Source organism: Pararhodobacter sp. SW119, assembly GCF_017811755.1.
Taxonomy (GTDB): Bacteria; Pseudomonadota; Alphaproteobacteria; order Rhodobacterales; family Rhodobacteraceae; genus Pararhodobacter.
The window spans coordinates 1-15,174 of the sequence record NZ_JADDJF010000059.1; the positions used below are offsets into that span (position 1 = coordinate 1).

Sequence of the window (15,174 nt, forward strand, 5' to 3'; positions counted from 1 at the left end):
TGCGAAAACTACCAAGCTTGGCCGGAAGAATCGTTTTAGAGGATTCTTAATCCAACCGCACCCCAGATATCCGTCCAAGCAGCCGCGACCAATCATCAAGAATTACAATGCGCCGCAACAGCTCCAAGTGTGGCGTCCGTATATTGCGAATGGAAGGATGCCTTTCAGCTTGCAGATGAGAAGCACGCCTGTCTGGAATGACAAGCTGCGGCATCAGTGCAACTACGTCCATCCGGGAAATGTCGCAGGGCCAATCGGCGGCCTTCGAAATTGGAAAGGAGCGCTTTCGGATCAGGTGCGCCGCTCGGACGCTCAGGCTGTATCCGTACGCCCCCAGCGGCGGGACGGCGATCCTGTGCCCTTGAACCCCAGAAATGACCTCACGAGGAGTAGACCTGCGCACGTAAGTACGATGATGTCCCAGCAGGACCATCTCGGCCTTGCGGAAGGCGCCTTCTAGAAGGAACTGCTTAAAGCCATCCGCCAGAACCGCATCATCCTCAAGCACCACGGCACCAGGCAGATCGCGACGGATAATTTCTGCATAGATTGCCTGGTGCGACAGGGCGCAGGCATACTCCGCGTCAGAGAACGAACGCCGATTCCTGATCAGAGTAAGCTTGCGGTCGATGAGTTGCTCGCAGTCGGCCGGAAAACCGATGCGACCATCCACACCGAAGAAGATTTCGTGCGCGATGCCCATCGCCTCCAGCGCCGAAATCAGCGGTTGACGCCGCACCTCGTCACCGGGCAACGACAGGACGACTACAGGGTAATCGGGTCTGAACATGCGCGGTGTCCCCATCAAGCTAACACGGTACCTTGACCCGTTCAGGCGTGCCACCCTACCCTTGCGGGAAGTAAAAGCGCAACGAAGTCCTTGGCCAATTCCACGTTGCACAACGTCCACACCCGGTTCCCTGAATGCAATGACGGCTAGATCGACCGGACGTTGCTATCGGAGCGCCCGCCCCGATCGGATCGCTCAGCCGACAGCTATTCGGAACCCTTCGACACGGACCTTTGCATGAACGCCGCCACCGCATCTACATTCTGCCGCGTACTCGCGCTTCGCGAAATCCGCAATACTCCGGCGGTCCAAGGCCGTAAGCCCTCGATTCTGGCGTGATACTTCGGGGCGTTTTCTTGATAGTATCGGAGGATTTCCTCGCGTGACCATCCAACATACTTCGGATGTGGCCTGTTGTGATCGCGCTCCCTTTCCCGGATTTGAGACAATGTCAGTTCGGGATCCGCCTCCACAAGAATGACGTGGCGCCTGCACAAGACCTTCAACGCTCCAGGATTGTCGGATTCCGCCAGTTCCAGCAGGGATTCGCTGAAATTCTTGACCAGACCCTCGTCCGTCAGCGCATCGATTGGATACGCCGCGTCAACGAGCATGTTGCTTTGCAGTTGGTTGCACATGAAGCGCAGACTATGAATCTGCTGCTGCAGGTCGACCTGGCTCGCGTGACGTTCTCTCGCTTGAGATAAGAGACGCCAAATCAGCTCCTCATAAAGCGCCCGGATCTCCGGATCGACGACACTCTCATAGTCGGCGGCGTTGTCCGCGAGGCGTATCTCCTCCTGCGTCATGAACGATGGCCCCAGCGCCACGATACAGCGCCGCATCAGATGTGACTTGCCGACCCCGGGCATGCCGGTGAACTCGACGATCCGCCCGGGCGGGGCAGGGCGGATCCGGTTTGCCGTTGAGCGCGGCGCACGGCGTATCTCCAATCCCAGTCTGTCGCGGGCGATCCGAGCAAGAATCTTGGCTGTCTTAAACATCTCTCTCCCGTCTTTCGGAGCCAGGTTCACGGCGACGTCATCCCGACCATTGCCTCAAACCTGCCGTGCCGGCCTTCCTTGGGCGAGTGCATCAGCTTTCTCTAGTATGCGACTCTGAGCGCGCTCGAGTGCCGAGTCTGTGCTCAAGGTCCAGTATGGGTCTGTCCAGGCGGCCGTGATTTGTGCCACAGCACGGCGGCGCGCATGTCCCGCCAGCCTCGCGCGAAACCGCGTCGGCGCCCGGTAAAGCGCGGGGGGCAGGCTGGTGGAGAACTTGGTTTGTATACCGAGACTGTCCATCCAGTCGCCCCATTTGAAGGTGCTGGTTGGACCCTCGCGCAGTGCCGACAGGATACGGCAGCCTATCCAGGGAATGCGGAAAGCATCGGCAAGAATCGCCCCGTGCATTGCCTCCGCAACGATGCGACCACACTGGCGCAGGGCGGCGAGAAACGGTTCGACCTCCAGGGTGGGCGGCACGAGGATCATCCCTGTGGCCGTGCAGATTTCCTCGGCCAGTGACCGAGGCGTGCTGTAATAAGGCATGAAGCCGATCCGTGGGCTGCCCGTTCGCGGCCGGTTATTGGGGATGGGCGGAGCAATAGCGGTGTCAGGGCCGCTGGGTCACTGATCCAGTCGGTTTGAACACCAAACTGCGCGAGTGCTCGGGCGCTGCGTGGTCCGCGAACAAAGCGGAAATTGAAGCTGGCGAAATCGACCCCGAACGGTTCGGAGCGCCTGCGTACCCCGCTGCCGAAGACGATCTTGCACGGCGCCTCGAAGAACCGGTGATGGCCATCGATCACCGAGCCGATGCCGACCAGGCAGGTCACGGCGTCCTCGTCGAGGAAATCAGGTCCGAATACCCGAGGCCAGAGCCAGGGGTTGAGATCATCGCCAACGTTGCCTGCCGGTGCCTTCCAGTAGTAGAGCTTCATCTCTTGGCCTCGTTTCCCGCTAGCGCCTGCAGAATGTCGCCCACAATCTGCGCCTCCATCGCCGCACGCGAGAACTGTGTCTGCTGCAGCGCGCGCAGGGTCGTGCCGGTGCGGTCGGCGAGGTCTGGATCGGCTAGGAAACGGCCGCAGGCTTCGATGAAGTCCTGCGGCCCGTCGGCCACTGCAAGGATCCCGGTGATCTCGGGGCCGAAGCCGCGGGCAGAATGGCGGAGTGCCACCACAGGGCGACCAAAGGCGCAGGCCTCGATTACCTTGATCTTGGAGCCGCCGCCTTCGAGTATTGGGGCGACCACCGCTCTAGCACGGGCGTATTCGGACGCCAGATCCTCTACGAAACCCACCACTTCGAGTCCCGGCAGACCGGCGAACTCCCGCATCTGCTTGGCCCAGTCGAATAGCCCAACTAGCCGGAACGTGGCCTGTGGGTGGCGGCGGTGGATCTCGGGCCAGCAGTAGGTCAGGAACCAGCGTAGGCCGTCGACGTTAGGACGATAGCCGGCGCTGCCCACGAAGAGCATGTTCTGCGCCGCCGAGGGAGGCGGCGGCGTTACAGGGCCCGGGTCGATGAAGGGCACGTTGCGCAGAACCGCATTCGGGACTGCCTCGAACCCAGCGCTATCTTCATCGGTGACGAACCATGTGAAATCAGCGGCCCCGAGTCGGCGGCGCATCAGCGCCCGTACTCGACGGAGCACGATCAGGTCGAACAACCAGCGCAGGGCCGGCTGCCGAAACATCTGAGCGGCGCTGGATGCCAGACGCTGGTCGTCGCGGTCGTCGACATCGACCAGCACCAGAGGGGCAGTCGGATGGCTGCGATCGATCCCAGAAAGGCAGTAGCTTCGGAAATAGCGAAAGGCCACCACCCGAGCGCCACCCTCCAGCAGCGCTGATATCTGCGCCCGCGCCGCTGGATCGACGCGGTAGTGACGCCCGAACAGAGTGAACCGCCGCAATCGGGCCAGCCACACCGTGAGCCAGGAGGGGGTGCCCTCCCAATCGTACAGCCGGGTACCGGTCTGGGTCAGCCCGACGTGGCCGGGGAAGCTTTCGGCAACCCTTGCCGGATCGCAGTAGCCAAGCACCACAACCCAGGTCGATCCGATGCGACTGAGCGCGCTAAACAGGAGAGAGGAGCGCTGTCCTGCCCCCATATGAACACCAACCGCGCTCTCCGGAATGACGAGCAAGCAATCCGCAGTCCCGGAACGATCCATGCTTTCGCTACCGCTCTCAATCACAACTAAGGACTACCATAGGGACCTCTCAAATTCGTCCGCATTCAGCCTGATCTGGTAGGGTACTGTAAAGAGATGTTTGCAAACTCACGTTGGGTTGCTACAGGTGGATTCTTCTGGACGAAACTATTCTCGAAACGCACGGTTGAAGTAACTCATCAGCGGCTGAGTAAGATAGTTCAGCGGGGTGCGCTCGCCGGTACGCAGAAACACTTCCACCGGCATTCCTGGCAGCAACGCCCTGTCCGACAGCTTCTGAAGCTCAGAGTCGCCCACCTCAATCTCGACCGCATAGTAGTTCATGTTTGTTCGATCATCGGTGATTGCGTCAGCGGCGATGCGCGACACGGCTCCCATGATCTGGGGCGTTTCGCGCTGATCAAAAGCCGTGAACTGCAATGATGCTTCCTGTCCGCGATAGACATCATCGATCGCCTGCGCTTCCACACGGGACTGAACCACGAGCGGCTGATCCTGGGGCACGATATACATCAAGGGATCTGCCGGTCGGACAACCGACTGAAGTGCGAATATTTTGGTCTCGTGGACAATCCCACCCACCGGCGCGCGAATGTCGAGGCGGGATAATGTCTCTTCAAGAATGTGCTTCCGCTGCGTGAGCTCGATCTCGCGGAATTGCAAATCCCGCAAGGAAGTGACGGCCTGCTCTCGACGATTGGTCTGCAACTGTAGCCGGTAGATCTGGTTGCTTACAGCGTGCCCGCGAAGCTCAGCGATCTCCGCTTCGAGTCGGCCGATTTGACCCTCGAGCCCAGCGCGCTCTCGGTGTAGTTGGCTCACCCGCGCCGAGTGGGTGAGCTGCCGCGCCAGAAGAGACTCCTGGTCTCGTGATTCTCCTTCCAGAAGGGAAACTTGCGCACGCAGCGCCGAAAGCTGCGCTTCTGTCCCGATGATACGGTTGTCGATCTGGATGTTTTGCTCGTCGAGCAGGCGGAGTTCCTGGTCCAGCGCCTCGAGCCTTGCCATGAACAGAACGCGTTCCTCGGCAACGTTCGCCGCGAGTTGCGTGTCGATTTCCGCCAAAGCCGTGATCATCGGGTCGAAACTGATCTCTTCCGCACCGCTCAGTTCAGCGCGCAACCGCGCCTGGCGCACCATGATCTCGCGCAGCTGGCCATCGACGATCTCGAGCTCGGAACGCTGGCGGTCACCATCGAGTTGAACCAGGACGTCTCCCGGATCGACGGCATCGCCTTCGCGGACAAGTATGGAAGCTACAACACCACCTTCAGGATGCTGAACGACCTGGCGATTGGACTGCAACTGAATCGTGCCGGACGTCACGACCGCACCGGCGATGCTGGCTTGAACTGCCCAGAAGCCGAGGCCGCCGACCAGTAGCAATAGAGCCGCGACCCCTGCGGTCAGCGGCAATCGCGCGCTCCAAGCGGGTAACCCTGAGTGATCTTGGCTGCTTGAGGTGCCAACGGCGTGCTTGTTTCGGGCGAGCGATGACACTTCGGGAGTGCGACGCCCTTTTTCCGGATCTACCTCGAAGGTTTTCTGGTCGCGCTCGATGAACATCACGATACCTCTGCCGTCTCTGCTTCCGCGACGTGCCGGCGCACCGCGCCAGTGTCATGAACGGTTTTCTTGAGCACCACATCCCGAGGGCCAAGCGCCGACGTGGCGCCACCTTCGAGCACGATCAGATTGTCGCATTCCGTGATGGCGAGAGGCTGGTGGGTCATGATGATCACTGCCCGGTCCGCTTTCTTGAGCTCGCGCACAGCGGCGTTGAGCGCCTCCGACCCTTCGTAATCCAGGGCGGAATTGGGTTCGTCGAGTACCACCAGCACGGGATCTCCGAATAGCGCGCGGGCGAGCGCGATACGTTGGCGCTGTCCCCCGGAAAGCTGGTTGTCATTGCCACCGACAAACGTGTCGTAGCCGTTGGGTAGTTTGAGGATCATCTCGTGCGCATTGGCGCTCTGCGCGGCTCGCACCACGGACTCGGGATCCGGCGATGGCGTCATGCGCGCGATATTCTCTGCCACCGTTCCCGGAAAGAGTGTCACTGTTTGCGGAAGGTAACCGACATATGCGCCCAATCTGTTGGGATCATACTGGTCCAGCGTTGCGCCTCCGAGCCGGATTTCACCCGCGGCGGGTGGCCAATAGCCGACCAGTGCGCGCGCCATGGTCGACTTACCCGAGCCCGAGCGACCGATCACCCCAAGCGCCTCGCCCGGTTTCACTTCGAGGCTGATATTACGCAACGTGGGCGCGTTGCTTCCGGGGGGTAACACGGTCAATCCCCTCAGAAGAACATGCGCCTTTGGCACCGGAAGGGATGTGCGCGTTTTCGGTTGCGGCGCGCGCGTAAGGTATTCGCCGAGGCCTTTCCACCCGGCGGCGGCGCGCTGCAGGATTGGCCATTGTCCCAAGAGTTGTTCCACCGGCGCCAGGGCTCGGCCCAGAAGAATCGAGCCCGCGATCATTGCGCCAGGTGTCATCTCGCCGAGCAGCACCAGGTAAGCCCCAAGTCCGAGGATTGCCGACTGCAGGAACAATCGAAACGACTTGGAGAACGACGAAAAACTTCCCGTCCAGTCGTTGGCGCGAATGGCCGACTGCAGGGCCCCCATCCGCGAGCGCATGTAGCGCTGCGTCATGACGGGGACCATGCCCTGACTCCGCACGAGTTCGGAGCCGTTCTGGACCTGCCCTGCAAAGATCTGGGCCTTCTGTTCGGTTGCATGGGCCTGACCGACCATTTTCGCGGTCAGCAGCTGATTGAGAAGGGTCAGGATGATCAGCAAGCCCGCCCCGGCGAGAGCGAGCCATCCCAACATGGGATGGAAGATGAAGATGGCAGCCAGGAATAACGGCGTCCAGGGCGTGTCCATTAGCGAAAGCAGCACTGGCGAGATGAAGAGGCGCTGAACGCCATCGAGATCGCGCATTGCGGCGGTGCCCGCGGACTGCTCCCTCGGATCCGCGCTGTGGCGCAAGGTTGACTCGAAGACACGGGCATCGAGCGAGCTCTGGAACCGCGCGCCAATCCTCGCCATTACCCTTCCCCGCGCGAAGTCCAGAATCCCCATAAGGGCAAACAACCCGCCGATCAGGACCGTCAAGGCGACCAGCGTCTCGACCGAACGCGACGAGAGAACCCGATCGTAAACCTGCAGCATGTAGAGCGGCCCGGTGAGCATCAGCAGGTTGACAAAGATGCTGAAGACAAAGGCGCAGATCAAAAGCCCTGCGCCGCGGCGTCGCGCCGCCTTCAACTCAGGAAACCCCGGTTGAGTTGGCGGTGTCGCAGCCTTGGACTCTGACTGGCCGGCAGTCTTCGGGTGTGCATTCCGCATTGGTGAACCTGTCCCTCAGCGTGTTCCGTTGGTTCCCGCCGGCATAGGACAAAAACGCAAACAAGAGCTAAAGCAACAGGCAGACGAAGGCTTATATGGCCACCATCTTCGGCTGGACGCTGGCGGGATAATTCAGTTCCTTCGCTCGACGCAAACCTAGTGCGCGGATTTCAGCCGAGAGTCGATCTGAAGCCGGGCTCTGACACCGCAGAAGACGAATCAGTCATTCACAAGGTTGCGCCCGTGCCGCTGCTCCGATGAAAACGTCGTCACGACTCCTCCCTGCAACACGAGCCCACTCTACCGAGGCGGCGTTCTTGTCGCGGATCGCCATGACCAGAAGTCTTGCCTGTAAGCGAGATGGAGCGCAGCAGCGATGTCAGCGCCCGCCGCGACGCTCCATGCAGGAGACACCGCATGCCGACCGGACGGCGCCTCGAGACGCATTTGCGGAGTTCAGAGGCGCGCTGACCTCAGAGAGGACGCAATGCGGGTAATCCGCAAGCGGTCTCGTTTCGCTTCTGCTGAGGACGATGATCTCAATCGTTTCGGCTCTGCCACGTGGCAGGAGGACGTAGGCCGGATCTCTCAGATCGCCTGTAAACGCCGCCGAGAGTGGTTTGACGTCGCTGCACGCACATGACCGTGATCGCCGGCTTGGCCGGCCGGTTGACTCGCGCCTTGAAGAGTGGCCTCAATTCGATTACACAGAGGCCGCAATGACGGTGCGATGGAGAACCCGATGAGTCGTTCATACGAGAATGGCACGCAGGATGCAGACGCAACGCAGGCGTGGATCCGGCGCGTGCGTGAGGCGGGTGCGGCGTTGGTCCGGCGCGGGAATCCGGTCGGCAAGTACTTCGCACTGATCGACGCCTCTTCAGTGGCTACCCAGCGCGACACCAAGGATCAGTTGCCTCGGCGCTTGAAGGCCTCGGCGGTTACGCCCCAAATCGTCACCGTCCAATCTCGCGGTGGAGAGAAAGGCGGAGCATACCTGATCATCCCGCTGGAGACAGCGGCGGAGACCCTTGAGGCGCGCGCGCGCGAAGAGCAGTTCGTGCCGATTACCGCCTCGCTCCGCGAGATCGGCGGCGACTGCGAGATTCCGTCGGTCACGCCTCGGAGTAGCGGACGACGATTGCGCTCTGTCTGCCCGGAGATCCCGGAAGCGGCATCCGGAAACTGAGGTCCGGATGGCCTTCATTCTTTCGACTGGGGCGGTCTTACATCTGCTCTCTGCCCAGGGAGACGACCCGATCGTACGCTGGATTGAGGAGGATCGTGTCCGCCCATTCATCGCCGCCTCAACGATGGCGACGGTCCGTCACATCATCCGCACCACTGATCGTGTCTCGCACGAGCAGCGAACCGTGCTTGAGCGCCGCTATCAGCGACTGGTGCGCGACCTAGATGCCGACCGCAGGGAGCAGGTTACCTCTGCCGTGTTCGACCTGAAGTCGGCCGAGATCTTGTCAGATATTCTACCGCTCGACGCCGGAAGGGAAGTGTTGAGTGATATGGACCTGATGCCCGCGGCCGTCGCCATGCAGCACAATCTCGAACTGGTGGTCACGGAGGAAATCGATGCCTGGCGGGCACTCTCTGCGGCCATCGCGGAAGAGCTGGGGCGGCTGACGCTGAAGACATTTCCTGCGACTCAGGCCTGAGGAATGCGCAGCGCCGGCCTCCTCGCCCTAACCGGCGGCGGGATCATGGCCCGTTTCACGACACGCGTCCTTGAAGATCTCTAGGTGGCGCGCGATGCTGCCACGGGATTTGCAGGCTCACACGCTCCGGTCGCAGAGGGTTTCGACTTAATGGCAGGCACCTCTGCCGGTGCGCTCTGCGTGGCAGGCCTCGTCACGGGGCGCAGTCCTGCCGAGCTAAGCCGGCTTTTCGACGAACACGGGCCGCGGATTTTTCCGTCGGGCGGACCCCGCCGCTTCCTGCGCTGGATTTTCACCACCAAATACAGCGTAGGCCCACTTCACGATGCGGTTGACGCGACCCTCGACGGGCGGAATCCGCGACTTGGCGAGCTGGCGAACCACGTGGCTTTTCCGGCGCTTGACGAAAGCGCAGGTCGACCCGTCGTCTTCACCACCGCCAATCCGGCTCATCTCGAGATTTCGTTGCGTGACGCAGTCCTGGCCAGTGCGGCCGCCCCGACCTACTTTCCCGCGCATCGCATCGAGGCGCTCGGCCGGCGCTATGTTGACGGTGGCCTCTTCGCCAACGCGCCTGATCTCGCGGCGCTCACCATCGCACGCGGCCTCTGGCCGCATCTGGACATCGCCGACATCCACCTCCTCAGTATCGGAACCACGAGTATCTCGTCCGAGAGCCCCTATGGCGCAAACCACCCCGGCGCGAAGGGCCTCTTTTCCTGGGCTGCTCGGCCACCGGCGCGGCTCCTGAAACTTGCGATGCGCGGCCAGGTTGATCACGCGATGGCGCTTCTCCCCGAACTGCAGCTTGCCGACTTCATCCGACTCGATGCCGTCCTCGATGCGTCAGCGGACTTGACGCTCGAACTTGACAATGCCTCCCCTGCCGCGATTCGAGCGCTCACAGCTGCCGGCGCCGTGGCCGTCGCGGGACTGCCCGCGACACAACGGGCTCGTCTCACCATGATGCTCGGCCGCAGGCGCGCGAGTAGCAGCGGCCAGGCGACAGCGCCTGCTTAGCCGTCCGCGAGCGAAGCCGTGCCTCCCGACAAGCGTAGAGCAAGGAACGTCCGTGCGGGCCTCCTTCAAGGAGATTGAACTCGACGATCCTGTGCTCGGACACGCGATGTAGGAAGAATCGCGAAATGAGAGTATCACGCATCGTGGCAGATCGTCCCGCATGGCGACTTCCGCGCGAATTTGTCAGTGCCAGAATTGGGTCGTTCCATCGTGCCAGAAACCATGATAAGTCATTGTTTTAATTGGTCATAGCGAGGGTTCGAGTCCCTCCGGGCCTACCACATCCCGCAAGATCAAGGACTTGCTGCCGATCTTCCTGCCAACCCCGCGACGGAGCGCGGTTGAGTCTCTCGACCAAAGCGCCGATAAGGCGGCATCCGGATTCCATGCGTGGAAAGTGGCAGGGCCAGAACGGGCTGCACCCATGAGCCATTTGCCTGACCACCTCGACCCCAGCGCGACACCACCAGACGCGGCGCGCCCAGATCTGTTCACGCTCCAGCGCGCAGCGGGCCGCGCATGACCACCTGGCTGCACGAGGAACGGCTGGAGGCGGCGCTTGCCGAGGTGCTGGACGCCGGCGCGCGGACGATCCTCGATCTCGGCTGCGGCGATGGCGATCTGTTCTTGCGCCTTGCCGCCGAACCGGCGGTGGCGCGGCTGGTGGGGATCGACATCTGCGCGGCGTCGCTCGAACGGTTGCGCGGCCGGCTTGCCCGGCAGCCCGCGGCCGCCGGGACGATCGAATTGCGCCGTACCTCCATGACCGAAGGCGACCCCGGACTCACCGGCTTCGACTGCGCGGTCCTGATCGAGACGATCGAGCATATCGACCCCGCGCACCTGTCGCGGCTGGAGCGCGCGGTCTTCGGCCAGATGCGGCCGGGCATGGTGGTCATCACCACGCCGAACGCCGAATTCAACCCGCTGCTGGGCGTGCCGTCGCATCGCTTCCGCCACCCCGAGCATCGCTTCGAATGGCCGCGCGCCCGCTTCCGCGCCTGGTGCCGGCGCGTCGCCACCGGCTGGGGCTACGGCGTGCGGTTTCGCGACATCGCCGGCTGCCACCCCGATCTGGGCGGCGCCACGCAGATGGGCGTCTTCCATAACCGATCGAACAGCTAAGCCCCGGGCACCCCTTGACCACGCGGCCCCCGAACCGTCACGGCGGCCGCTCAGCGGTCGCGGGCCCAGCTTTCGCGTGCCATTTCGGTGATCGCGTCGATCTCCGCGTCGGGCACAGGCGGCCCGTCGGCCCCCTGCAGCCCGTCATCGTGGAAGATGTAGAGCCGCGACGCGAACTGCCCGAAGGGAAGCGAGCCTTCGCCGAACCGCTCGCCATGGCCGTGCGTCGACACCACGATGCCCTTTCCCCAGTCCTGACCGCTGTCGTTGTTGGGGTTGAAGAAATAGACCCGCATCGTCCCGGTCTGGTCGAGCGCCACCCGGACGATCGAGATCGCGTGCCAGCCGATGAAGCCGGCGTTGCTGTCGGTCACGGCGATGCCCGCGGGCTGCGGATGGATGACCGGCTGGTTACCGTTGTAGAGTGGGTGATAGCTTGCGTGGAAGTCGCGCAGGAAGCGCGCGTGTTCGGCCAGCTTGCCGGTCGCCACGTCGACGGCGATGTGAAAGTTGCGCCCGACCCACCAGCCGTGCAGCTCGGGGTTGATCCACTTGTGCGGGTCCTCTCCGCGCTCGGCGGTGCGGCGTCCCATCTCAGCATAGATCCGGTCCAGATGCGGCAACAGGATCGTCGAGACGGGGTCCGCGTCCAGCGGCGTGTGTGAGGCAAGGCCAAGCGGCAGCACCGCGGAATCCAGCGGCTGCCCCTCGAAATGCATGACGATGCGGTCGTTGCAGGTGGCGTTCGCGACCAGCCAGAACAGGTAGTCCGGATCGTTCAGCGCCCACATCGACAGCGCCCGCGCCGACTGGCAGGTCGGGTTGTTGCCCTGCCCGATGCCCAGCGGCTGGCCCAGCAGCATCAGCATCCCGGCCAGCAGATGGGTCTTCGCGGGCAGCGCCGTGCCATAGGCGGTCTGCAGCGTCCGTTCGCAGGCCGGTGACAGCGGCGACTGGATCAACCGCCAGAGCGACGGCGCGATCGGCGGCGAATAGAGGATGCCGCGCTCCAGCATCATCGACAGGCCCAACACCGCCTGCGTGGTTCCCGGCCGGATGACATCGGTGATCAGCCGGTGGATCAGGGGCTCGTAGCAGCGCAGCGCGTCGACGCCCGTGCTGCTCAGGCCCAGCACCTCGGGCAGAAGATGCGTCTGCCGGTTCTCCATGATCCAGCCCAGCAGCGCCGCGTGATAATCCGACACCAGGCCGGTATCCAGCATCGCCCGCGCCATGCCCGACGCCTCGGTGTGCAGCACGCGGGCGTCGGCCGCCGCCAGCCTCTCGCGGTAGGCGTCCAGACCGGGGTCCTCGCGGCAGAGATGCGTCGGCCCGAACAGCGCCGAGATCAGCCTGTCCGCGCCCAGACGCGCCTCGCCCAGGTTTTCGCCGCGCTGGGATATCGCCAGCGCGATCTGCAGGATCATCGCCTTGACGTGATCCACCTGCAGCGGCCTCTGCGCCAGGATGCGCCAGATCTCGTCTACCAGCCGGCCGAGTATTCCCGCGGCCCCGATCCGGTCCAGCAGAAACGCCAGCAGCCGGTCGACCGCCGCTGACAGCGGGCCGGCCTGCGCGCGCGTCGCCTCGGAGGTGACGCCGAACAGCCGGTCGAGGTTCAGCGCCAGCACCTGCGTCAGGAAATGGCGCGCGTTCTCGGCGGGAAAGCTGGGGATCGCGTGCTCGTCCTGCGCCGCCGACAGCAGCCGCAGCAGGCTCAGGCATTCCAGGACGATCGTCGGTGGCTCCGCGTGCGACAGGGTGTTGCCGACCAGCCGGGGCAGCAGCGCCGCGGGGTTTTCCCAGTCGGTGCCGGTAAAGACGCCCGCCCGCTCCATCGCCGCGGCGCGTTCCTGCAGCATCTGCAACCCGTCAGGGTGAACCAGCACGCGGCGCGCGCAATCCAGCACCCGCCCCTGGTAGGACACCTTGGCAAACCGCGAGGCCGACGAAAGCTGATCCACCAACCGGTCCAGCTTCGCCGCCAGCGGGTCAAGCTGCGTCGTCTGCGCGTTCATCGACATTGCGAAGTCGTCCTTCAAAGGGGGGAGCGGCAAAACGCACCACTCGCCCGACTGTCGCCTCAAGGCGCCTTATTGCGGACCAACCTGTGCCCTGCAACCGTCGGATGCAACCCCGACGGGGCGTCCCACGCCGCCGATAGACGCACCCGTCGACCCGGGATCGCGCGCCCCCAGATATGGTATGCATCATCGCGCCGACCCCAAAACGGCCCCCAAAACGTGCAAAAGTCAGGGGCACCAAAATCGTCGATTCTTTTCATCTGACGCGAAAAGATGTCCGAATTTCTCACATCACTGGCGAAACATGCAATAAACAGACCACTTTCGTGCCGCGAGGGCGACGTTGCGCACGCGTGCGCACATCGCCCCCGGCCAGGCGTTCCGCCAAGGGCCGGATCACACGTAGAAGTCCAGCTCTTCCTGCGCCTTCAGCAGATCGCGCAACTGGTGCGGATCGTCGCCGAAGAAATAGACCAGCCCCCAGTGCGTGCCAAAGGCCGACCGTTTCGTCACCTTCTGCTCCATCGGCGGGGCCAGTTCGTGGAACTCGAAATAGGGGTGATCTTCCGTCTCGGGCGGGATCCGCAGCTCGCTGACCACGCGGCGGCGCGGATAGACGCCGAAACAGCCGGCATGCCCGGTCGCGCCCTTCACCGGCTCGGGGAAGAAGGCGTCGAGTTCCGCCTGCGTGGTCTTCGGATCGAAGGCCAGTACCAGCGCCTGATAGGCGTTGAACCCATAGGCGCGCTCCATCAATTCGAACGCGTTGAACCCCGGCGGACGATAGGCAACCTCGCCGAAATACATCGTCCCGTCGCTGGTGACGAAGTATTCCGGGTGGATGAAGCCGAAGTCGATGTCGAAGACCTCGATCAGTTTCTCGATCTGCTCGGTGATCCGCCCGCGCCATTTTTCCAGCTCCGGCGTGGCCGGCACGAACACCGAATAGCCCAGCGTCACGTATTCCGAGATGTTCAGGAACTGGATCTTGCGATCCTTGATCCAGGCCTCGACCGCAAACTCCCAGCCGTCCAGATGCGACTCCAGCAGTGCCGGAAATTCGGAATCGGGGATCGCGTCCACGTCGTCCGGCGTGCGGATAACCCGGTGGCCCAGGCACCCGGCCTTGTCGAAGGCCTTCATGTGGATCGGGTCGTTCGGGTCGCCCTCCAGCTTCAGCAGGGTCTGGTTCACCCGCTTGAGGAACCGGATCACGTCGGTGCGGTCCATCGCCTCTTCGAAGATGCCGACGCGGATGCCGCCAAGCTGCGCCCGGCGCTTCATCAGCGACTTGTCGCGGAAGAGCATGGACTGACCCAGCAACCGGGGATTGTCCAACAGGACCGAGTTCACCGCCCCGGCCCATTCGACCGTTTCCTCGAACAGCGGGATCGCCACGTCGACGCCAAGATCCTTCAGGGTAAGCGCAAGCTCGTGCGACCGGTCGTTCAGCCGTTCGAAATCCCACGACACATAGGGGATGTCGTTGGCCTTCGCGTATTCCTCGGCCCAGGGCGGCGCCACGATCACGTAGCGGCGGTCGAACCTCTCCAACGCGTCGATGCAGCGCAGGCTCCAGCCCAACACCGCGATATAGCCCTTCGTCGTGTCTTTCTTGGTCATCCGGCCTCCAGTTCTGCGGAAAGCGCATCGCACCGCAGGAAATTACTTAGCTATGCAAACTATCATGACAACCGGGAATTCACAACACGTGCCAAAATCGCAGAATTCATAGGTAGCGTAGGTGAAGGGCGCAGCCGCAAATGCTTCTGTAATCTAATCAAATTCTGTGGCAGCGGCTCACGCGGCCCGGCATGGCATCGACGCGAGGGGTGTCACAACCCGATCCGCGCACCGGGCGCCACGCCCTATCCGAAACCTTGACAATAGATGGCCGCACCGCCCGCAACTGCCATACGCTTGCCATACGCTTGCCATACGCCTGCCAGCCACCATACTACACGACTCTCGGATTTTTTCGCAGTTTGGAGGCCAAGTTTCGCCAGGGC

General features: G+C 62.8%; 13 protein-coding genes. 4 read left to right on the forward strand and 9 right to left on the reverse strand.

Annotated elements, in window-relative coordinates; genetic code table 11:
- Nucleotides 1–46: 46 nt before the first annotated feature.
- From IM708_RS18140 to IM708_RS18170, 7 genes are all read right to left on the reverse strand, one after another.
- On the reverse strand, nt 47–790 hold the full coding sequence (locus IM708_RS18140; RefSeq protein WP_209427987.1) for a glycosyltransferase family 25 protein: 744 nt from the start codon (nt 788–790) through the stop codon (nt 47–49).
- Between the two features lie 206 nt (nt 791–996).
- A complete protein-coding gene (locus IM708_RS18145) occupies nt 997–1,794 on the reverse strand; it encodes a hypothetical protein (protein ID WP_209427988.1) in 798 nt (265 codons plus the stop codon).
- A gap of 54 nt (nt 1,795–1,848) precedes the next feature.
- Complete coding sequence (locus tag IM708_RS18150; RefSeq protein WP_209427989.1) at nt 1,849–2,340, reverse strand: hypothetical protein; 492 nt, start codon at nt 2,338–2,340, stop codon at nt 1,849–1,851.
- Entirely contained in the window at nt 2,280–2,732 is a 453-nt protein-coding gene (locus IM708_RS18155; RefSeq protein WP_209427990.1) for a hypothetical protein, read from the reverse strand. Before IM708_RS18155 ends, IM708_RS18150 begins: the two co-directional genes overlap by 61 nt.
- Nucleotides 2,729–3,907, reverse strand: a complete 1,179-nt coding sequence (locus IM708_RS18160) for a glycosyltransferase family 4 protein (protein ID WP_209427991.1) — start codon at nt 3,905–3,907, stop codon at nt 2,729–2,731. The genes IM708_RS18155 and IM708_RS18160 overlap by 4 nt, the downstream gene beginning before the upstream one ends.
- A 210-nt stretch (nt 3,908–4,117) precedes the next feature.
- Nucleotides 4,118–5,536 carry an HlyD family type I secretion periplasmic adaptor subunit gene (locus tag IM708_RS18165; protein ID WP_209427992.1) on the reverse strand — a complete coding sequence of 473 codons (1,419 nt, stop codon included), beginning with the start codon at nt 5,534–5,536 and terminating at the stop codon, nt 4,118–4,120.
- Entirely contained in the window at nt 5,536–7,245 is a 1,710-nt protein-coding gene (locus IM708_RS18170; RefSeq protein ID WP_348524999.1) for a type I secretion system permease/ATPase, read from the reverse strand. Before IM708_RS18170 ends, IM708_RS18165 begins: the two co-directional genes overlap by 1 nt.
- Nucleotides 7,246–8,056: 811 nt before the next feature.
- Here IM708_RS18170 and IM708_RS18175 point away from each other — a divergent pair.
- From IM708_RS18175 to IM708_RS18190, 4 genes are all read left to right on the forward strand, one after another.
- Nucleotides 8,057–8,515 carry a hypothetical protein gene (locus IM708_RS18175; RefSeq protein ID WP_209427994.1) on the forward strand — a complete coding sequence of 153 codons (459 nt, stop codon included), beginning with the start codon at nt 8,057–8,059 and terminating at the stop codon, nt 8,513–8,515.
- 7 nt (nt 8,516–8,522) lie between these two features.
- Complete coding sequence (locus IM708_RS18180; RefSeq protein WP_209427995.1) at nt 8,523–8,996, forward strand: hypothetical protein; 474 nt, start codon at nt 8,523–8,525, stop codon at nt 8,994–8,996.
- An 84-nt stretch (nt 8,997–9,080) separates the two neighbouring features.
- A complete protein-coding gene (locus tag IM708_RS18185; protein ID WP_348525000.1) occupies nt 9,081–10,016 on the forward strand; it encodes a patatin-like phospholipase family protein in 936 nt (311 codons plus the stop codon).
- A gap of 519 nt (nt 10,017–10,535) precedes the next feature.
- Nucleotides 10,536–11,141, forward strand: a complete 606-nt coding sequence (locus IM708_RS18190) for a methyltransferase domain-containing protein (RefSeq protein WP_209427997.1) — start codon at nt 10,536–10,538, stop codon at nt 11,139–11,141.
- A 50-nt stretch (nt 11,142–11,191) separates the two neighbouring features.
- On the opposite strand, the gene IM708_RS18195 is transcribed toward IM708_RS18190, so the two are convergent.
- Complete coding sequence (locus IM708_RS18195) at nt 11,192–13,165, reverse strand: hypothetical protein (protein WP_209427998.1); 1,974 nt, start codon at nt 13,163–13,165, stop codon at nt 11,192–11,194.
- A gap of 396 nt (nt 13,166–13,561) precedes the next feature.
- Nucleotides 13,562–14,788, reverse strand: coding sequence for a carboxylate--amine ligase (locus IM708_RS18200; protein WP_209427999.1), 1,227 nt, complete (start codon nt 14,786–14,788; stop codon nt 13,562–13,564).
- Nucleotides 14,789–15,174: the final 386 nt, after the last annotated feature.